Genomic DNA, 19,071 nt, shown 5'->3' with positions numbered 1-19,071 from the left:
GGACTCATCAGGTGCCAGTGCCGACGTCCCTGCCCTTGAGGGCACGGCCGAGGACGTCGTCGAGCATCTGCTCGGTCAACTTGCCGGTGAACGTGTTCTGCTGGCTGGGGTGATACGAGCCGATCAAGGTGACCGCCCGTTCGTTCCCTGTCGATACGGAGCCGGCCTCGTCGTCGGCGTCGCGCGGCCCCAGGGTGACTTCGGCACCGTGGCCGAACTTCGGCCGCGGGCGGGGCACCCGTAGCCCGGCCCGGCCCAGGGTGGTGAGCGCGGCCGTCCAGGCGAAGGATCCCAGGGCCACCACCGATCGGACACTCGGCAGGACGAGCGAGACCTCCCTGTCGAGCCAGTGCGAGCAGGCGTCCCGTTCGGCAGGGGTCGGCTTGTTGTCCGGTGGGGCGCAGCGCACCGTGGCCACGATCCGGACACCGGACAGGTGCAGGCCGTCCGCCGCGTGCTCGGACGTCGGCTGAGAAGCGGCGCCGACCCGGTGCAGCGAGGCGAACAGCCAGTCGCCGCTGCGGTCTCCGGTGAAGATCCGCCCAGTCCGGTTGCCGCCGTTGGCGGCCGGTGCAAGGCCGATGACGAGCACCCGCGGCTCGCGGTCGCCCCAGCCTGGGGTTGGGCGGCCCCAGTACGGCTGCCCGGCGAACGACTTGCGCTTCGTGACCGCGACGTCCTCGCGCCAGGCGACCAGGCGGGGGCAGGCCCGGCAGACGGACGAGCGGGCGGTCACCTCGTCCAGGGACGCGCGGGCGGCGAGCCTGGCCGCGTCGTCGGCGCTCACCGCCACGGGCGTGGCGGGGTCCGCCGAATCGTCCGGCCAGCCCTCGCCAGGGGGAACAGGGCTCGGAAACAGTACGCCGGTGACGGGGTGGGGGCGCGAGGCGGCTTCACGGGGATCGTCCGGGGACACGCCTGCCATTCTGCCGGACCGGACGCGACGTCCTGCGGATCGAGGCCCCAGGCGCTCACTCTGCAGGACAGTGTGCAGCGCCCTGCAGAATTTTTTCCAGCCGAAGAGTTTGCTCGCCGAGTATTGACGTGCCATTTTCAGGTCGGGCAGGATGATCCGCACGCTGACCCACGGTGCCGCCGCCGCGGGACATCCGGTCACAGTCCGCCTTATCAGGAGGTCTTCGATGTACCGACGTCTCACCCATGGGCCACGTGCGCGGTTCCTCACCGCTGCCGCGGGTCTGGCTTTGCTCGCCCCATTCGCGATCTCACCGGTGATGGCCGCGGACTCCCCGCCAGACGCCGACCGGCAGGCTCAGTACGCAGCGGCGGCCGCGGAGTTCGGCGTGCCGGAATCGGTGCTCCTCGGAGTCTCCTACCTCCAGTCACGCTGGGACACCAACATCGGCTCGCCGAGCACCAGCGGGGGCTACGGCCCCATGCACCTCACCGACGCGGCGCATGTCGCCCAGCTTCCGGCCGGTGGTCACCACCACGGCACCGACGAGGACCCACGGGGCGACGACTCCCGTGAGTCCGGCGCGGTGACCCACCCCGACGTTCCCCCGCCCGACGAGGCGTCGCTGGAGACGCTCAGCGCCGCCGCTGGCCTGACCGGAACACCGGAAGACGACCTGCGTGACGACGCGGCCGCGAACATCCGCGGTGGCGCGGCATTGCTCGCGCACTACCAGGAGGAGCTGGGCGCACCTGTGGGAGGCGACACCGACCCGGCTGACTGGTACGGCGCCGTCGCCCGCTACAGCGGTGCCGACACGACCGACGCCGCCCGGTTCTTCGCCGACGAGGTCTACGCCACCCTGCGTGACGGCGCCGAACGCCGCACCGACGACGGCCAGCTCGTCACCCTGGCGCCGCAGGACAGCCTGACACCGGACCGTTCCTGGCTGGACCAGCTGGGGCTTCGCAACGTGGACCGCCCGGACGGGCTGGAATGTCCTGTCGACATCTCCTGTGAGTGGCTGCCCGCTCCGTACGAATTACGCGGCGACGGCACCAACATCAACAGCTACGGCAACCACGACCTCGGAAACCGGCCGGAACAGCAGAAGATCGAATACATCATCATCCATGACGCGGAGGGGTACTTCGGGCCCACCACCGAGCTGGCACAGAACAAGGACTGGGTGAGCTGGCACTACACGCTGCGCGCCTCCGACGGTCACATCGCTCAGCATCTCAAGGCCGAGAACGTCGGCTGGCACGCGGGCAACTGGTTCGTCAACGCGAAGTCGATCGGGCTCGAGCACGAGGGCTTCGCCGCCCAAGGCACCTGGTACACCGAGGCGATGTACCGCACGTCGGCGAAGCTGGTGCGCTACCTCGCGGAGAAGTTCGACATCCCGCTCGACCGCGAGCACATCATCGGTCACGACAACATCCCCGGCATCCTGCCGGCCAACGTGGCCGGCATGCACTGGGATCCAGGCCCGTACTGGAACTGGGGCCACTACTTCGATCTGCTGGGAGCGCCGTCCCGGTCCACGGGGACGCCCCGCACCGGCCTGGTCACGATGAACCCGGACTTCGGCACCAACCGCCCGGCCTTCACCGGCTGTGAGACGGCCGGCGTGCCGTGCCCGTCGCGCGGCTCGTCGTCGGTCATCCTCCACTCCGAGCCCAGCCACGACGCCCCGCTCGTCAACGACATCGCGCTGCGTCCCAACGGCTCCCCCGCCACCATGCACATCTCCGACCACGGTGCGCGGGCATCGGGCGGGCAGACGTTCGCCATCGCGGGACATCACGGGGACTGGACCGCCATTTGGTACCTCGGCCAGAAGGCGTGGTTCCACAACCCGCCGGACAACCCCGCCGCCGACTGGTCGCGCGGGTTCGTCGTGACGCCCAAGGCCGGACGGGACAGCATTCCGGTCTACGGCCGGGCCTACCCCGAGCCGGAGGCCTATCCCGAAGGCGTGCCCGTACAGCCGATCGTCCCGCTGCAGTACACCTTCCCCGCCGGCCAGCGATACGCGGCCGGGCCCGTCCTGACCGGGGAGTACTACCGGGCCACCACCTACGACGGCTCTTCTCCCGGCGACTGGACAGTGATCAGCGGCGACAAGGAGTACGTGCAGATCCAGTTCGGGCATCGGGTGATGTTCGTCGACCGAGCCGACGTCGACATCGTCCCGGCCGCCCGGAACGCACCCCGCTGACCCGCGCCCAGCCCTCGGGTGTGTCACCTGATCGTCGATGTGTCACCTGATCAGCTCCTACGTCGCGATCAGGTGACACATCGGCGGCTCAGGCGGCCTGTACGACATCCGATTGGATCTCACGATACGAACACTTCTGGATCAGGTGACCTAACCAGCAGCAAAGGGGCCGTTGCGTCATCTGATCGTCGTCGGCGGAGGTCTCCCACATACGCCGACTGTCCCCCCGGCGGATCAGACGACAAATCGACGATCAGGTGTCAAACGAGGCTGCGGGCGATCCCGTCGAGGATGTCCCGCTCGCTGAGAATCACCTCGCCGGCGCCGGTTCGGTCCATCACGCGCCGCAGGATCAGGGCGCCGGCCGCGATCACGTCCACCCGGCCGGGATGGATCACCGAGATGGCGGACCGCTCCTGGTGCGACGACGCCAGCAGCCGATCGCTGATCGCGGCCACGGCGTCGGCGGGGATACGCGCGTGGTGCACCTTCTCGCGGTCGTACTCGTCGAGTCCCAGGTGGATCGCACCCACCGTCGTCACGGACCCGGCGAGCCCGATGAGGGTATGAGCCTGCTTGAGCGGAACGTCGTCAGCGGCGCCCGCCACACCCGCGTCGATGTCCACGCGAGCCGCACGGATCTGCTCACCGGTAGGCGGGTCGGCCGCGAAGTGCCGTTCGGTGATCCGTACCGCGCCGATGTCCACGCTGCGCGCCGCCTCGGGCTCGGTGGAGCCGAAGACGAACTCCGTCGAACCACCGCCGATGTCGACGACGAGGTAGGGCGACGGCAACGAGCCGTCCAGGTCGCACGTGGCGCCGGTGAAGGAGAGCCCGGCCTCCTCGTCACCGGTCACCACCTCGGGCGTGACCCCGAGGATGTCGTGGACGCTGCCGATGAACTCCGCGGCGTTGGACGCGTCCCGGGTAGCGCTGGTGGCGACCATCCGCACCCGTTCAGCTCCCAGCTCGTCGATCACCGACGCGTATTCGACCAGGGCGGCTGTGGTTCGGCGCAGGGCATCGTCTGCGAGCCGGCCGGTGCGGTCCACGCCCTGGCCTAGACGGACGATGCGCATCCGCCTGTCCAGGTCACGCTGCGAGCCGTCGTCGCCGATATCGGTGACGAGTAGCCGGAGGGAGTTGGTTCCGCAGTCGACGGCAGCTACGCGTGTCATCTATCGCGCTCCCTGTCCGCGCCGGTGATCGCCACCATGCCATCCAATGATCGCGATCCTGCCGTCACGCCGGTCGCCAGGTGCAGGTGTCCGGTGTCCACGGTTTGTCCTCCAGCGCCGCCATCCGTTCCAATGCCTCGTCGCCCAGGGGGTTCACACCCGACCCGGCCGCCAGGCTGTGCGCGGCCAAGACGTGCAGGCACTTCACGCGCGACGGCATACCGCCCGCGGAGACCCCGGCGATCTCCTCGACATGCCCGATCTTCTCCCGATCGGTCAGATACGCCTCGTGCGCCGCACGGTACGCGTCGGCGAGCGCGGCGTCCTCGTCCAGCCGGGCACTCAGCTCGTACATCACCCCGAGCGACTCCAGGGTGGACGCCGCGGCCACCGCGCGGGGACACGTCAAGTAGTAGACCGTGGGAAACGGTGTGCCGTCGGGCAGCCGGGGCTCGGTCTCGACCACGGCCGGGTGACCGGTCGCGCATCGGGCCGCGACGGCCCGCACGCCGCGCAGCGGCCGCCCGAGCTGGTCACGCAGCGTCATCAGGTCGGCGTCGGTCACCGTGGTCTCGTCCATCCGCATCACGCCTGGTGGGTCCGGCTGCGGCTGCGCGTCGGCGGTCGCATCACGGGAGTTCTTCGTCGGGAATCTCGTCGGCGGCCTGCACGGAAGCCCAGAGCCGTTCGTGCCAGCTGCCCTCGCCGGCTGGCGGCAGGCCAGCCGGACCGTCGTCCTCCGGCTCTTCCTCCTCGGGATGGATCACGATGTAGCCCTGCTCGCCAGGCATCGCGTACCGGAGCCGTTCCCGCGCCTGGATCGCGACGTACGCCGGGTCCTCCCAGCGTTCCAGCTCCACCTCGAGGTCGGCCACCTGCTCACGCAGCTGCTCCGCTTCCTCTTCCAGGGCTTTGCGCTCGTTGTGCTGCTCGAACCAGGTGCGCAACGGATACGCGTACGAGACGAGAAGCACCGCCAGCACCAGGGCCAGCACCGCTGCCCGCCCCGTGACCGACGGCCGGGCCGGCCGGACCCGCGGTACCCGGCCCGCGCCCGCGCCAATTCCCGTCGCGCGGGGCCGGCCGGATCGCTCGACGCCAGCCCGCGGGCGGCCCACGTCACGTGCTGGACGAGGGCCACCCCGGGGCGCTCGGGCGGCCGGACGCCGCTTCGCCCCGGCGCCACCCGAAGGGCGAGCGCCAGGAGAGCGACGAGATGGTGGCACAGTTACTTATTAAACCGCGGGAAAGCCGCAGAACCCGCGTAACGCGCGGCGTCGTCGAGCTCTTCTTCGATCCGCAGCAGCTGGTTGTACTTGGCGACGCGCTCCGACCGGGCCGGCGCGCCGGTCTTGATCTGACCGGCGTCCGTGGCCACCGCGATGTCGGCGATGGTGGTGTCCTCGGTCTCGCCGGACCGGTGGCTGATCATGCTTGCGTAGCCGGCGCGCGTGGCCATCGCCACCGCGTCGAGGGTCTCGGTCAGGGTGCCGATCTGGTTGACCTTGACCAGCAGGGCGTTGGCAGCGCCGTCCTTGATGCCGCGGGCCAGCCGCTCCGGGTTGGTCACGAACAGGTCGTCGCCGACGATCTGCACCTTGCCGCCGATCGCCTGGTTCAGCGTGACCCAGCCGGACCAGTCGTCCTCGGCGAGCGGGTCCTCGATGGAGACCAGCGGGTAGTCCGAGGCGAGCTGGGCGTAGTACTCGCTCATCTCCGCGGCGGTCTTCGACGCGCCCTCGAAGGTATAGGCACCGTCCTTGTAGAACTCGGTGGCGGCGACGTCCAGCGCAAGGGCGATCTGCGAGCCGGCGGTGTAACCGGCCTCGTCGATGGCCTGCAGAATGAGGTCCAGCGCCTCCCGGTTGCTCGGCAGGTCCGGGGCGAAACCACCCTCGTCGCCGAGCCCGGTGGCCAGACCCTTGGTCTTGAGGACCTTCTTCAGCGAGTGGTAGACCTCGGCGCCCCAGCGCAGCGCCTCGCGGAAGGTCTCCGCGCCGATCGGCGCGATCATGAACTCCTGGATGTCGACGTTGCTGTCCGCGTGGGCGCCGCCGTTGAGGATGTTCATCATCGGCACCGGCAGCGTGTGCGCGTTGGGCCCACCGAGGTAGCGGAACAGCGGCAGGTCAGCGGACTTCGCCGCCGCCTTCGCCACGGCGAGGGATACACCCAGCACCGCGTTGGCGCCGAACTTGGCCTTGTTCGGGGTGCCGTCGAGGTCGTTCATCTCCTGGTCGATCAGCCGCTGGTCGGTGGCGTCGAACCCCAGGAGCTGGGGGGCGATGTCATCCATGACGGCGATGACCGCCTTCTCCACGCCCTTGCCGAGGTAGCGGCCCTTGTCACCGTCGCGCAGCTCAACTGCCTCAAACTGGCCGGTGGACGCACCCGACGGCACGGCCGCGCGGGAGAGCGTGCCGTCGTCGAGGGCTACCTCGACCTCAACGGTGGGGTTGCCGCGCGAGTCGAGAATCTCGCGCGCGCCAATTGCTTCGATCGTGGCCACGTCTTGTCTCCTGTGATTGTGGACGTCCTCATGTCAGCCGGTGTGTACGCTACGGCAACCGATGCGGAGTCCGATGCACGCTCGTACTGTCGAAAGCTTAGGGCGAGACGTTCCGGCGGGAGAGAGCTACCCCCTTCGCCCAGGTGTCGATCAGCGGACTCCTTCACACAATCCTCAACGTGGGGGCGCGTGATGACACCGTCAGCCGTTGATGATCATGAGCAGGGCGAGGAAGCGTCAGCGGCGCGGCGTGACGGTGAACACCTCGACGGCGCCGATGCCCCGGACCATCGTCGGCGGCAAGGCACGCAGCGCTACGCTCGGCTCGTCACGCAGCTCGTCGGCAGTCGCGGCGTCGACCAGGACGGAATTCCGCTCGGCGACGGTGGTCAGCCGTGCCGCCAAGTTCGTCGGCGTGCCGAACACGTCGCCGAGGCGAGCCACCACCGGCCCGGTGGCGATGCCGACTCGGATATCCGGCAGCGACGGGTTGATCCCGATCTGCTCCACCAGCTGGCAGCCGATGGTCGCTGCCGTCCGTGCGCTGTCGGCGACGAAGACCACCTCGTCGCCGAGGGTCTTCACCACCCGGCCGCCGCAGCCGAAGATGACGTCGTTGGTGGTGGCCTCGAACTGCTCGACCAGCGTGCCGAGCGCCTCGACGCTCAATCCGCGGGACAGCCGGGTAAAGGAGACCAGGTCCGCGAAGCCGACCGAAGCCGGGGCTGCCAGCAGCGGCGCCTCCCCCAGTTCGGCGATGGCGACCAGCCGGTTCACCGACGACGCGAGCTTACGCCGCCAGGCGTAGATCAGCAGCCGCTCGAACTCCGGCAGCAGCCGTTGCGCCATCTGGTACGCCGAGGTGAGCCTGCTCTGTGCACCCACTCCGCCGCTGCCCGACTCTTCGACGATCTCCGCGAGCGTCTCCACGTGCCATTCGGCCAGGCGCCCGGTCATCCGGCCCAGGGCGCGCACCATTTGAATAGCCGTCGCGTCGTTGACCGCCTTGGACTCCACAAGCTCCGTGACGCCGCGCAACGCTTCGAGGTCCCAGACGGTGAACGCGTTCTCGTCGCCGACGTCGGGGAACCCGAGCGCCCGCCAGTAGCGGCGGGCATTCTCGACGCTGAGGCCCGCAGCCTCGGCGATCTGGTCGAATGTGTAGCGGCGCGAGGCGCCAAGCAGCAGCCGCTCCAGATCGTCCGTCGTGGGACGCTCCGTGCTCACCGGTCTCCGGGCTCCTCGCGACGACCGGGCTCCCCGCGACGACCGGACCGTTCCCGGCGGCCGGCGCGGCCCGAATCTCTGGAGTGCTCCCACTCGTCCAGCTCCTCCGAGTAGCCGGAATCCTCCCGCGACCAGGGCTCGTCGCGCGCATCGGAGACCATCTCGCTCAGCCGCAGCTGCACCGCGTGCACCCGGGGCACATCGTGGAGCTTGATCTGGCCTTCCTCGCTGGCGGCCGAGACGATCAGCGTGCCGCACCGGAGGATACGGTCGAGCAGGCCCTGCTCGAAGGCCGCGTCGTTGATCCGGCTCAGTGGAATGTTCCTACCGGTGCGGGAGATGATGCCCGAGCGCGTGATCAGCCGGTAGTTGGTGACCGTGAACGTCGTGGTCAGCCAGGTGAGGAACGGCCACAGAGACCAGATCAGCACGACGAGCACCGCACCGATGATGATCGCCCACCGGCCCACGGTCGTGCCGGTGCTCTGCTCATCCGGGAGGATGCCGAGCCCGAACCCGGCGGCCGCACCGGCGACCAGCAGGACGGCCACCGGCACGATCAGAGCCTTGGCGTGAGTGCGCAGGTGGTACTCGACAAATTCACCTTCGCTGAGGTGCTTCTCTGGAAAGCGCATAGGCGAATCCTGACACGTTCACATGCGGGACGGCGTCTTCTCCACGGTTACCGGCTCGGCCTGTCGGGTTCGGTCACCGCCCTGAGGTGAACGACATCCCCCGCGCCGACGACGACCGGTCCGTCTGCGGTGTCGATGACAAGCCGTCCGGCCGGATCGACGTCAGCCGCCCGGCCCTCGACGACGGCGCCGCCGGGGAGCTCGGCCCGCACCCGCCGCCGCAGCGTCGCACAGCGGTGGCGGTACGCGTCGGCCAGTTCCGCCGCCGGGTCGCCGCCGGCCAACCGCCAGGACGTGTACCGCTCCTCCAGGCACATCCCGAGCGCTTCGAGGACGTCGTCGCGCCCGACATCCGCACCGGCGCTGGCCAGGGAGATCCCACCGGCAGGAAGCTGATCCATCCCCTGGGTGACGTTGAGGCCCACGCCGGCGACGACGGCCGGCCCATCGGCCGAATCGACCGTCTCCACGAGGATCCCGGCGAGCTTACGGTCGCCGACCAACACGTCGTTCGGCCATTTCAGGGCGGCGCTGATCCCGGTGACGTGGTGCACCGCGTCGGCGACGGCGACGCCGACCACCAGCGGGAGCCACGGCCACCTCGCCGGCGGAACGTCCGCAGGACGGAGGAGGAATGACACCGTCAAGCTGGTGCCCGCAGGGGTGTCCCAGGTCCGGTCCAGTCGGCCGCGCCCGGCGGTCTGGTGATCGGCCACGAGAACGGTACCCTCCGGGGCTGCGTTCCGGGCCAGTTCAGCCACGTCGGCGTTGGTCGACGCCGTCTCGGCAACGCGCGTCACGTGCCACATGCCTGTCCCCTCACACCCGTCACAGCGGAAGTCAACCATGGCGTCACCGGCGGCGGGCGTGGGGACCGTCGTCGGCAGGTCGAGGGCGCCTCCGGCGGCCGTGGCCGGGGGGGAGCTTTCTGCCTTGACCCTCCAGTTACTGGAGTTCCTAGCGTCCACGGAGGTCCACGATTCCCGGCGGAAGGCACGTTCCCATGCAGAAGCAGCACCGGTTCCAGCTCACGCTCAATCTCGCAGCCGGCGAGGCGTCCATGGCCGACGTCGGCAAGACTCTCGGCCAGACCGGCGTGAACCTCATCGAGGTCAAGCGAGCCTACGACACAGCGACGACGCACCAGCGCGGCGAGATCGTCCCCGTCGTGGTGACGGTGTTCGAGGACCGCTCCTTCGAGCTGACCTACAAGACCCCACCGACGTCGTTCCTGATCCGGCAGGCACTCGGCCGGTCCGGGTCGTCGCGGCCAGGCCACGAGAATGCCGGCATCCTCACCCGTGACCAGGTGCGCGGGATCGCCGAACGGAAGCTGCCGGACCTGAACACGTCCGATATCGAGGGGGCGATGCGAACCATCGCCGGCACGGCGCGCTCCATGGGGGTGAAGGCCGAGCTGTGAACCGCGGCCTTACCGATGCTCGGGTTGGCCCATTCAGCCGCACGGTTCTGTCTCGGGTGCGGGGACGCGTCCCCAGTCATGGTGCTGGCCGCGGTGTCGGCGTGGATCGCATTCCTACCGCCACGAGGAATTTGCCGCTGCGGCAAGACCCCTGCCGCGGGTGACACGCCGCGTCGCTGCTCCAGTGCGGTGGTGGGCGGGTGAGTGCGGGCACAGCTCCTATTGACTTGACGTCACCTGGGTGTGGTGGGGGCTGTGTGAGAACGAACCGATGCACGCGGTCATGGTGTGGTCGTGCAGCACTGTCGTGTGAGGTTCGCAGGTCTTTCTCGGCTGTGGCTCACACAGCAGGGCACGCAACTGCCGTGAAGATCACCGTGCGAGAAACAGCCGCCGCAAAAGCCCAGGCAAACTGTCCGTGAAGATCACCGTGGTGATTCCAGCCGATCACTCCTGCCCGTGAAGATCGCTGTGGTGATTCTGGCGGGCCGGCGAGCGTACGGCGGCCGAGCGAATCAGCCGGTGTTCTGCAGGCCCGCGGCCACGCCGTTCACGCTGATCTGCAGGAGGCGGCGCACTGCGTCCTCGCCGGGAGCGTCGTCGTCTCCCTGCCGAAGGGTCCGCAGAGCGCGAACTTGCAGGTAGGAGAGCGCGTCCACGTACGGGTTGCGCAGCGCGACCGCGCGGCCCAGCACTCGCCGGTCCTCCAGGAGCCGGGAATGACCGGTGACGTTGAGCACCCACTCGGTGGTGAGGGCGTGTTCGGCCAGGATCTTCTCCGTCAGGTCCGAATTGTCACCCAGGGCGAGGTAACGCGCGGCGATCCGGCGGTCCGTCTTGGCAAGAGACATCTCCGCGTTCTCGAGCATGACCGTGAACAGGGGCCATTCCTCGCGTGCGCGGCGCAACACGTCGACGTCGCCGACGGCGGCCAGCCCGGACCCGAGCCCGAACCAGCCGGGCAGATTGACCCGCGTCTGTGCCCAGGAGAACACCCAGGGAATGGCTCTCAGGTCGTCCAGCGACGACACGGTCAGGCCGCGCCGGGCCGGGCGGGAGCCGAGCGGCAGTGAGCCGACCTCCTCCAGCGGCGTCACCCGGGCGAACCACTCGGGGAAGCCCTTGGTGTGGACCAGGTCGTGGTAGCACTCCTTCGCGGCGACGTCGAGAGTGCTCGCCAGCTCGGCGAACGTCTCAGCTGCGGCGTGCGCGCGCTGCTCGACCTCTGGCGTGGAGGCGAGCAGCACCGCGGAGGCGACCTGCTCGATGTGCCGTCGGGCGATGGCGGGGTTGCCATACCTGGCGAAGATGACCTCACCTTGCTCGGTGAGCTTGAACCGGCCGTCGACCGATCCCGGAGCCTGGGCCAGCACGGCCCGGTTCGCCGGACCGCCGCCCCGGCCTAGAGCGCCGCCGCGGCCGTGGAACATGGTCAGAGTGATCTTGTTGTGGGCAGCCCACTCGGTAAGCCGCGCTTGCGCGTCGTAGAGCTTCAGGGTGGCCGACACCGGGCCGACGTCCTTCGCCGAGTCCGAGTATCCGAGCATCACCTCGAAGCGCCGGTCGGTCTCGTCCAACCGGGATTGGGTCTCGGCGAGGTCGAGAGCCCCGTTCAGGATCTCGACGGCGGCTTCGAGATCGGCTCCCGTCTCGAACAGCGGGATCACGTCGAGCGCGATGGCACGATCGTCGAGGGCGTAGCGAGCCAGTTCGTGCACGGCCGCGATGTCGTCGGGTGACTGGGTGAAGGAGACGATGTACCGGCGGCAGGCGTCCGGGCCGAATCGGGACTGGATCTGCGCCATCACCCGGATGGTCGCGAGAACCTCCTGAGTGCGTTCGGACAACTCTCCGCCGGCCCGGATCTCTTCGAGAGCGGCTCGATGCACGGCGCTGTGCTGGCGGACCTCCAGCTCGGCGAGATGGAAACCGAAGGACTCCACCTGCCACACGAGGCTCTGCAGCTCCCCGTACGCCTGCCTCCTGGCGCCCGCGGCTACCAGGCTGCCCTGGATGGTACGCAGCTCGCCCAGCAGGTCCTCGGCGCTCTGATAGCCGAGGTCGGCGTCTCGGCCCCGGGTGGCGCCGACTCTCGCGGCCGCGTAGAGCAGCGCGATCCGGTGTGGCTCGTTGGGTGAGCGGGCCGCAATGTCGGCGTAGACCTCGGGTTGTGCTGCTTCAGCATCCGCGAGCATGCGGCTCACCTCGGGCGACGGCGGGGTCATCGAGGTGTCCAGGGTCAGGCCGCGGCCCACCCGGTGGCACGCCGCCTCCAGGGCGCGCAGCACGTGGTCCGACTGGATCGCCATCGCCTGCCGGGTCACGGTGCTGGTGACGAACGGGTTGCCGTCGCGGTCCCCTCCGATCCACGACCCGAGCCGCACGAAGGCAGGGACCCGGGGCGCCCGGACCTCGGTGGAGTCGCCCAGGGCGGCGTCGGCACGCCGGTAAACCTGGGGCACGACGTGGAACAGCACGTCGTCGAAGGCCGACATCGCGGTGCGGACCTCGTCGAGCGGGCCGGGCCGCTCGGCCCGGAGCGGAGCCGTACGCCACAGCACATCGATGCTTTCCAGCAAGAGCCGTTGGGTCTCGGCCGCCTCGGACCCGCCGACCCGCGGATCGTCACGCCGTTCCAGCAGATCGGCCACCCGGCGGATCGCCGTCACCACCGCGCGACGCCGGGCTTCCGTGGGGTGCGCGGTGAGGACCGGCCGGAACTCCAGGCCCGCGAGAAGCGAGCTGGCCTGTTCGTTCCCGGCGAGGGCGGCGATCTCAGCGACGGCCGCCGACGTGGCGCTGCTCGCCGAGTGCTCATCAAGGTCCGCCGCGCGCAGGGAGCGGATCCGGTGATACTCCTCGGCGGCGTTCACGAGGTGGAAGTAGACCGTGAACGCCCGAGCGACCTCTTCACAGCGCTCGACCGGCCAGGAATCCACGAGCCGCTCAGCCTGAGCCGCGGCGTCGTCGGCGACGGTGAGGTCCTCGTGGTGTGAGGCGATCGCAAGCTCGCGCAGCCGCTCGACGTCGTCGAGCAGCCCCGCTCCCCCGTACTCGCGCAGCACCTGGCCGAGTGCTTCACCGAGGACCCGGACATCGGCGCGGAGCGCGTCGGGCATCTCGAAGCGGGCGGCCTCACGGGAGCCGGTAGAGGTAGGAGACACGACGCCTAGCGTAAGGCCATGCGATGGCAAAGAATGAAACCACCCAGGCGGCACGGGTAGTCACGCTGGCACGCACGGTGGAGGCGACGCTGACCACCCCGCCCGACGGGCATCGCCGTGTCATAGAGTCGCCGCATGCGTGCCAGCGACCCGATCCGCCGCCCGCGACCGGGCCGGAGTGGCCTCGCCCGCCGCAACAGGCGGCGGGGATCGGCGGTGGTCGCAGCCGTCGCCGTGCTCGCCGGATGTGCCTCCGACGACGGCACGGTCGAGGAGCTGCACACGTCCGCCGGGGGCACCGCGCTGAGTGCCGCCCTCGACCGGATCGCCGCCTCGGACGCGGCCGCTGAGTACATCGAGTTCGGCGCCACTCAACGTATCGACGAGCTTTCGGGCGGCTCGTTCGACGGCGTCTGGGGCAGCCTGGACGGGTGGGGTTCCTCCCCGGTCGCCCGGCACCGCGAAGAGCTGCCCGACGTGCTCGGCATCGATCTGCGCTCCGCGGCGTCGACCCTCACCGTGAACCAGCCGCCGCACAGCGTCACCTTGATCGAGGGCGGCCAGGACGCGGCGCGCATCACCTCGGCCAGCACGGATTCCGGCTGGTCCGGCGACGACGTGCTGAGCCTCGAGATGGAGGTCAGCCAGCCGCTGAGCATTCCCGCACCGCACGTCATGCCGACGGGTTCCGATGTCGCGGTGGGCGCCATCGCCGCGGACATGTCCATCGTCGATCCCGGTGAGCGCAGCCTCGCCGACGCGCCATCCGTCGGCGGGATCGCCGCGTGCCTGGACGATGTCGTGGCGGCGTTGATCCTGCGGGTGGGCTCGGATCCCGTCGGCCTGGGTGTCCGGGAATCCGGCGACACGGACAGGCCCGTCAGTGTCGTCTGCGTGCCTGCTCCCACCGCCGACGACGCGGAGCGTCTCGTGGACGGCATCAGTCACGCGATCACCAGTGGAGCGCCGGCGAGCGGACGACCCTACTCGGACCTCTTCGCCGAGCCGTCCGGCACGGTTCTCAGAACCGGGGCGGAGCGCGACCACGTGGTGCGCGTGGAGGTTCCGCACGCCGACGGCGCATTCGCCAACACGATGTTCCAGCTGGCCCTGTCGCGGGAGCTGCCCGGACTCACCGTCGACGGCTCGCCCGGCTGACCACGCCGCCCGAATCGCCCGGCACCGGTGTTCTACGCTGCTGTGCGACCATCTGATGCGGAGGATCACATGACGGCCAGCTTTGACGGCCCCGACATCCACACCACCGCCGGGAAACTCGCCGACCTGCGTCGCCGCATCGAGGAAGCGGTCCACGCCGGCTCCGCCCGAGCAGTGGAGAAGCAGCACGCGCGAGGCAAGCAGACAGCGCGCGAGCGGATCGCGATGCTGGTGGACGAGGGGACGTTCGTCGAGTTCGACGAGCTGGCCCGGCACCGCTCCACGGCTTTCGGCCTGGAGAAGAACCGCCCCTACGGCGACGGCGTCGTCACGGGTATCGCCACCGTGAACGGTCGGCCGATCGCCCTGTTCAGCCAAGACGTCACCGTGTTCGGCGGCAGCCTCGGGCAGGTCTACGGCGAGAAGATCGTCAAGATCATCGACTTCGCGCTGAAGACGGGCTGCCCGCTGATCGGCATCAACGAGGGCGGAGGCGCCCGCATCCAGGAAGGCGTCGTCTCCCTCGGGCTGTACGGCGAGATCTTCCGGCGCAACACCCTCGCGTCGGGCGTCATCCCGCAGATCTCGCTGATCATGGGCGCGGCGGCCGGTGGCCACGTGTACTCGCCCGCACTGACGGACTTCACCGTCATGGTGGACCAGACGTCGCAGATGTTCATCACCGGGCCGGACGTCATCAAGACGGTCACCGGCGAGGACGTCAGCATGGAGGATCTCGGCGGCGCGCACACGCACAACTCCCGTAGCGGCAATGCGCACTATATGGGCAGCGACGAGGCCGACGCGATCGACTACGTCAAGGCGCTGCTGTCCTACCTGCCTCAGAACAACTTGGACGAGCCGCCCGCGTACGAGGTGTCCGAGCCGGTCTACGAGGTCACCGACCACGACCGCACGCTCGACACGCTCGTTCCCGACAGCCCGAACCAGCCCTACGACATGCACACGGTGATCGAGACCGTGCTTGACGATGACGAGTTCCTCGAGGTGCAGCCACTGTTCGCGCCGAACATCGTCGTTGGGTTCGGGCGGATCGGCGGGCACTCCGTGGGCATCGTCGCGAATCAGCCCATGCACCTGGCAGGGACACTGGACATCGACGCGTCCGAGAAGGCCGCACGGTTCGTGCGGACGTGCGATTGCTTCAACATCCCGGTGCTGACCTTCGTCGACGTGCCCGGCTTCCTGCCCGGCACGGCGCAGGAGTGGGACGGCATCATCCGGCGTGGCGCCAAGCTCATCTACGCCTACGCCGAAGCGACGGTGCCGCTGGTCACGGTCATCACCCGCAAGGCCTACGGCGGCGCCTACGACGTCATGGGCTCGAAGCATCTCGGAGCCGACGTCAACCTGGCCTGGCCCACCGCTCAGATCGCGGTGATGGGCGCACAAGGCGCGGTCAACATCCTGTACCGGCGCGAGCTGGCCGGGTCCGACGACCCCGATGCTCGCCGCGCCGAGCTCATCACCGACTACGAGGACACCCTCGCCAACCCGTACGTCGCGGCCGAGCGCGGCTACGTCGACGCCGTGATCGAACCGTCCCACACCAGGTCCGCCGTGGCGCAGGCGCTGCGCGCGCTGCGCACCAAACGGGAGACCCTCCCCCCGAAGAAGCACGGCAACATCCCCCTCTGACCCGGATGTGTCACCTGATCGTCGATATGTCGCCTGATCATTCGTACGAGAACGACGAGATGACATACACAGGGCTGTGCAACGGTGTTAGGCATCTGATCGTCTCCACCATGTGGACACCAAATGATCAGGAGGCTAAACAGCGTCGCAACGGGCCGTTACGTCATCTGATCCAGTCCGGACCGCACCGGGCCGACAGCCACTAGAATGCGCGGCATGAGCGAGGAGAGCGAACCGCTGATCCGCGTGGTCCAGGGTGATCCGACGGCAGAAGAGCTCGCCGCGCTGACCGCCGTCGTGTCAGCCAAGGCCGCCGAGGCATCGTCGGCGGCGAGCGCCGGGAGCGGAGGCCCGCGCCCCTCGACGTGGTCCGCGTACTGGCGCACCGCACGCGCCCCGATGCGGGCCGGCCCGGGCGGCTGGCGCGCCAGCGCGCTGCCGAGATCCTGAGTCCGCGAGTCGCCGAAGGGCCTAAGCCAGGGCGCGATCGAACGACGTGAGCCGGCGAGCCCTCGACCGGTCCATGGAGCGACCGCTCCACAGGGCTGCCGAGGTCCACGGGGTGACCGGCACCACGCGTCGCTGAAGACGCACGTATCGCCGGACCAGGGAGCGCCTGCCGAGCTAGGACTGTTCGCCCGCCCGGTGCGTCAAGTCCGGCCCGAAAGCCGGGACGCACACGGCGACGTAGTCCGCGCCCCCGGGTCCCGCCACATACCGGACGGTCTCCCCGGCCGGAGTGAGAATCGCCTGGCCCGCACCCACCTCCGTCTCCGAACCGTCGTGCTCGACGACGAGACTCCCGGACAGCACCAGCGTGACCTCGTCGAACTCCGGTGCCTGTGCAGGTTCGTCCCAGCCCGGCGGCGCCGACATCCGGGCGACCGACACGCCCTCGGTCCCCGTGGCCACTCTGCCCACGAACTCGTCGATCAGCTTGCCACCGGGAACGGGTATCCGCTGCGGCGCGGAGATGAATCTGACCATACGGTCGACCCTATGCCCGGCAGAGGCGCCGCCAGAAGCGCCGGCAGCAAACGGCACGGAGACGGATCCAGGGCGAATTTCGGATGCTCAGTTCACCTCCCGGCAAGTAGTGTGCGGCCATGAGCGACGCCTTCCAGCATCTCGATGAGTCCGCGAACGCCACCACGGTCGACGACGTAGCGGAGCGGTACGTGGACGAGTTCGTCCGCCTCGACCCGTTCGAAGCCACCTACGCGGGTGTGGCCGGGCACGACGCCGAGTCCACCGATCTCTCGCCCGACGGGTACGCCGAACGGGTCGCGCTGACCACACGGACGCTGCACGCGCTCGATGCCGCGGTGGCGCGGGACGAGCGAGAACGGGTCGCCGGTGAGGCGATGCGTGAACGCCTCGGGCTGGAGCTCGAGATGCATGAGGCGGGCCTCGACCGCAAGCTGAGGAACATCGCCAGCCCAGTTCACGACGTGCGTGAGGTCTTCGACGGCATGCCGACCGAGACCCAGGAGCATTGGGACGCGATCTCCGCGCGCCTGCGCGACGTGCCGCTGAGCCTGGAGCGCTACCGGGCCACCGTCGAGCAGGACATCGCCGCGGGCCTGCTGCCTGCGCGTCGCCAGGTCGCCGCTGTGATCGAGCAAGCGGGGCAGGTCGCCACGGACAGGCTCTTTCACGAGCTCGCCGCCACCGCGCCCGAGGGCCGGCGCTCGGAGCTGGACCGGCTGGCCGCGACCGCGTCCGAGGCGTACACGGATTTCGCCGGCTTTCTAGCCGATCGCGTCGCACCACGCGCCCGGCCCGAAGACCACATCGGCCGCGACGCCTACCGAGTGGCCAGCCGCTATTTCCTCGGCGCCGAGATCGACCTCGACGAGACCTACGCCTGGGGCCTGGACGAGCTGTACCGAATCGAGGCGGAGATGGCCCAGGCGGCAGGCCTCATCGTCCCCAGCGGCTCGGTCGACGAGGCGGTGGCCGTCCTCGACGCCGATCCGGCCCGCAACATTCACGGATCGGAGCCGTTCCGGCAGTGGATGCAGGATCTGTCGGACCGCACCGTGGCCGAACTGAACGGCGCCCATTTCGACATCCCGGAACCGATCCAGACGCTGGAATGCCGCATCGCCCCCACCAAGGACGGCGTCATGTACTACAGCGGGCCGAGTGAGGACTTCACCCGGCCCGGCCGCATGTGGTGGTCGGTGCCGGAGGGAATCGAGACGTTCTCCACCTGGCGGGAGAAGACGACGGTCTTCCATGAGGGAGTCCCCGGGCACCATCTCCAGGTAGCGCAGGTGGCCTATCGCAAAGAGGCCCTCAACCGCTGGCAGCGGATGTTCTGCTGGGTCTCCGGGCACGGTGAGGGCTGGGCGCTGTACGCGGAGCGGCTCATGGAGACCCTCGGATATCTCGACGACCCCGCCGACCGTCTCGGCATGCTCGACGGCCAGGCGCTGCGTGCCGCCCGGGTGGTCATTGACATCGGCGTTCATCTCCAGCTCGACATCCCGGCCGAGGTGGTCCGGCGGGACGGCCTCCCGGCCGGACCGTGGACCGGCGCCGCCGCTCTCGACTTCCTCACGAAACACACGCGTCAGTCTCCGGAGGTCAACCGGTTCGAGATCACGAGGTACCTCGGGTGGCCGGGCCAGGCTCCCTCGTACAAGATCGGCGAACGCATCTGGCTGGGTGCGCGCGACGACGCGCGGAAGCGCAAGGGCGCGGCGTTCGACCTCAAGGAATTCCACCGCGCAGCTCTGGACCTCGGGGCGCTGGGGCTCGACCCCCTGAAGGACGCCCTAACCCGCCTGTAGGACGGCCCCGCCCGTACGACGGCCCCACCCGTACGACGGCCCGCCCGTACGACGGCCCCGCCCGTAGGTGGAGGAGTGAATCCGGTGTTGTCATCACGACATCAGGCTCACTCCTCCACCGCCGCGCGCTCGCGCGCCGACAGCGTCGCATCTTGCGCGCGTCACGTTCGACCAGTGGCG

16 protein-coding genes are annotated in these 19,071 nt (G+C 69.3%); 6 read left to right on the top strand and 10 right to left on the bottom strand.

The genetic code is table 11. The annotated features are described in order from the left end of the window. Nucleotides 1-7 precede the first annotated feature (7 nt). The gene (locus G1H11_RS07690; RefSeq protein WP_343074824.1) at nt 8-916 is read right to left on the bottom strand and encodes a uracil-DNA glycosylase; all 909 of its coding nucleotides are present in this window, start codon (nt 914-916) and stop codon (nt 8-10) included. A 226-nt stretch (nt 917-1,142) separates the two neighbouring features. Here G1H11_RS07690 and G1H11_RS07685 point away from each other — a divergent pair, with 226 nt between their 5' ends. Next, nucleotides 1,143-3,140 (top strand): N-acetylmuramoyl-L-alanine amidase, encoded by a 1,998-nt coding sequence (locus G1H11_RS07685; protein ID WP_163817641.1) that lies wholly within the window; start codon nt 1,143-1,145, stop codon nt 3,138-3,140. 260 nt (nt 3,141-3,400) lie between these two features. Here the strand turns inward: G1H11_RS07685 and G1H11_RS07680 are convergent, their stop codons facing one another. From G1H11_RS07680 to G1H11_RS07650, 7 genes are all read right to left on the bottom strand, one after another. Then, complete coding sequence (locus G1H11_RS07680; protein ID WP_163817639.1) at nt 3,401-4,318, bottom strand: Ppx/GppA phosphatase family protein; 918 nt, start codon at nt 4,316-4,318, stop codon at nt 3,401-3,403. 64 nt (nt 4,319-4,382) lie between these two features. After that, nucleotides 4,383-4,898: a DUF501 domain-containing protein gene (locus G1H11_RS07675; protein WP_163817637.1), complete on the bottom strand. Its 516-nt coding sequence runs from the start codon at nt 4,896-4,898 to the stop codon at nt 4,383-4,385. Between the two features lie 49 nt (nt 4,899-4,947). After that, nucleotides 4,948-5,436 (bottom strand): septum formation initiator family protein, encoded by a 489-nt coding sequence (locus G1H11_RS07670; RefSeq protein ID WP_163817634.1) that lies wholly within the window; start codon nt 5,434-5,436, stop codon nt 4,948-4,950. Between the two features lie 110 nt (nt 5,437-5,546). After that, nucleotides 5,547-6,827, bottom strand: coding sequence for a phosphopyruvate hydratase (eno, locus tag G1H11_RS07665; RefSeq protein ID WP_163817633.1), 1,281 nt, complete (start codon nt 6,825-6,827; stop codon nt 5,547-5,549). A 237-nt stretch (nt 6,828-7,064) separates the two neighbouring features. Continuing rightward, the gene (locus G1H11_RS26945; protein WP_163817632.1) at nt 7,065-8,054 is read right to left on the bottom strand and encodes an adenylate/guanylate cyclase domain-containing protein; all 990 of its coding nucleotides are present in this window, start codon (nt 8,052-8,054) and stop codon (nt 7,065-7,067) included. Continuing rightward, nucleotides 8,051-8,689, bottom strand: coding sequence for a PH domain-containing protein (locus G1H11_RS07655; RefSeq protein WP_163817631.1), 639 nt, complete (start codon nt 8,687-8,689; stop codon nt 8,051-8,053). The genes G1H11_RS26945 and G1H11_RS07655 overlap by 4 nt, the downstream gene beginning before the upstream one ends. Nucleotides 8,690-8,736: 47 nt before the next feature. After that, nucleotides 8,737-9,498, bottom strand: a complete 762-nt coding sequence (locus G1H11_RS07650) for a biotin--[acetyl-CoA-carboxylase] ligase (protein WP_163817629.1) — start codon at nt 9,496-9,498, stop codon at nt 8,737-8,739. A gap of 194 nt (nt 9,499-9,692) precedes the next feature. On the opposite strand from G1H11_RS07650, the gene G1H11_RS07645 reads away from it, so the two are divergent. Continuing rightward, nucleotides 9,693-10,112: an uL11 family ribosomal protein gene (locus tag G1H11_RS07645; RefSeq protein ID WP_163817627.1), complete on the top strand. Its 420-nt coding sequence runs from the start codon at nt 9,693-9,695 to the stop codon at nt 10,110-10,112. 515 nt (nt 10,113-10,627) lie between these two features. On the opposite strand, the gene G1H11_RS07640 is transcribed toward G1H11_RS07645, so the two are convergent. Continuing rightward, nucleotides 10,628-13,231, bottom strand: a complete 2,604-nt coding sequence (locus tag G1H11_RS07640; protein ID WP_163817923.1) for a phosphoenolpyruvate carboxylase — start codon at nt 13,229-13,231, stop codon at nt 10,628-10,630. Nucleotides 13,232-13,411: 180 nt separating this feature from the next. On the opposite strand from G1H11_RS07640, the gene G1H11_RS07635 reads away from it, so the two are divergent. The 3 genes from G1H11_RS07635 (at nt 13,412) to G1H11_RS07625 (ending at nt 16,543) form a co-directional block, all read left to right on the top strand. After that, entirely contained in the window at nt 13,412-14,434 is a 1,023-nt protein-coding gene (locus tag G1H11_RS07635) for a hypothetical protein (protein ID WP_163817625.1), read from the top strand. Between the two features lie 69 nt (nt 14,435-14,503). Next, nucleotides 14,504-16,093: an acyl-CoA carboxylase subunit beta gene (locus G1H11_RS07630; protein WP_163817623.1), complete on the top strand. Its 1,590-nt coding sequence runs from the start codon at nt 14,504-14,506 to the stop codon at nt 16,091-16,093. Nucleotides 16,094-16,309: 216 nt separating this feature from the next. Next, nucleotides 16,310-16,543: an acyl-CoA carboxylase subunit epsilon gene (locus G1H11_RS07625; protein WP_163817622.1), complete on the top strand. Its 234-nt coding sequence runs from the start codon at nt 16,310-16,312 to the stop codon at nt 16,541-16,543. Between the two features lie 174 nt (nt 16,544-16,717). Here the strand turns inward: G1H11_RS07625 and G1H11_RS07620 are convergent, their stop codons facing one another. Next, entirely contained in the window at nt 16,718-17,080 is a 363-nt protein-coding gene (locus G1H11_RS07620) for a cupin domain-containing protein (protein WP_163817620.1), read from the bottom strand. A 119-nt stretch (nt 17,081-17,199) separates the two neighbouring features. Between G1H11_RS07620 and G1H11_RS07615 the strand changes: the two genes are divergently transcribed. Next, entirely contained in the window at nt 17,200-18,891 is a 1,692-nt protein-coding gene (locus G1H11_RS07615; protein WP_163817618.1) for a DUF885 domain-containing protein, read from the top strand. Nucleotides 18,892-19,071 lie beyond the last annotated feature (180 nt).

Origin of the sequence: Phytoactinopolyspora alkaliphila (assembly GCF_010550695.1) — a bacterium.
Lineage (GTDB): Bacteria > Actinomycetota > Actinomycetes > Jiangellales > Jiangellaceae > Phytoactinopolyspora > Phytoactinopolyspora alkaliphila.
This window is presented reverse-complemented; position numbering and strand designations above follow the sequence as displayed.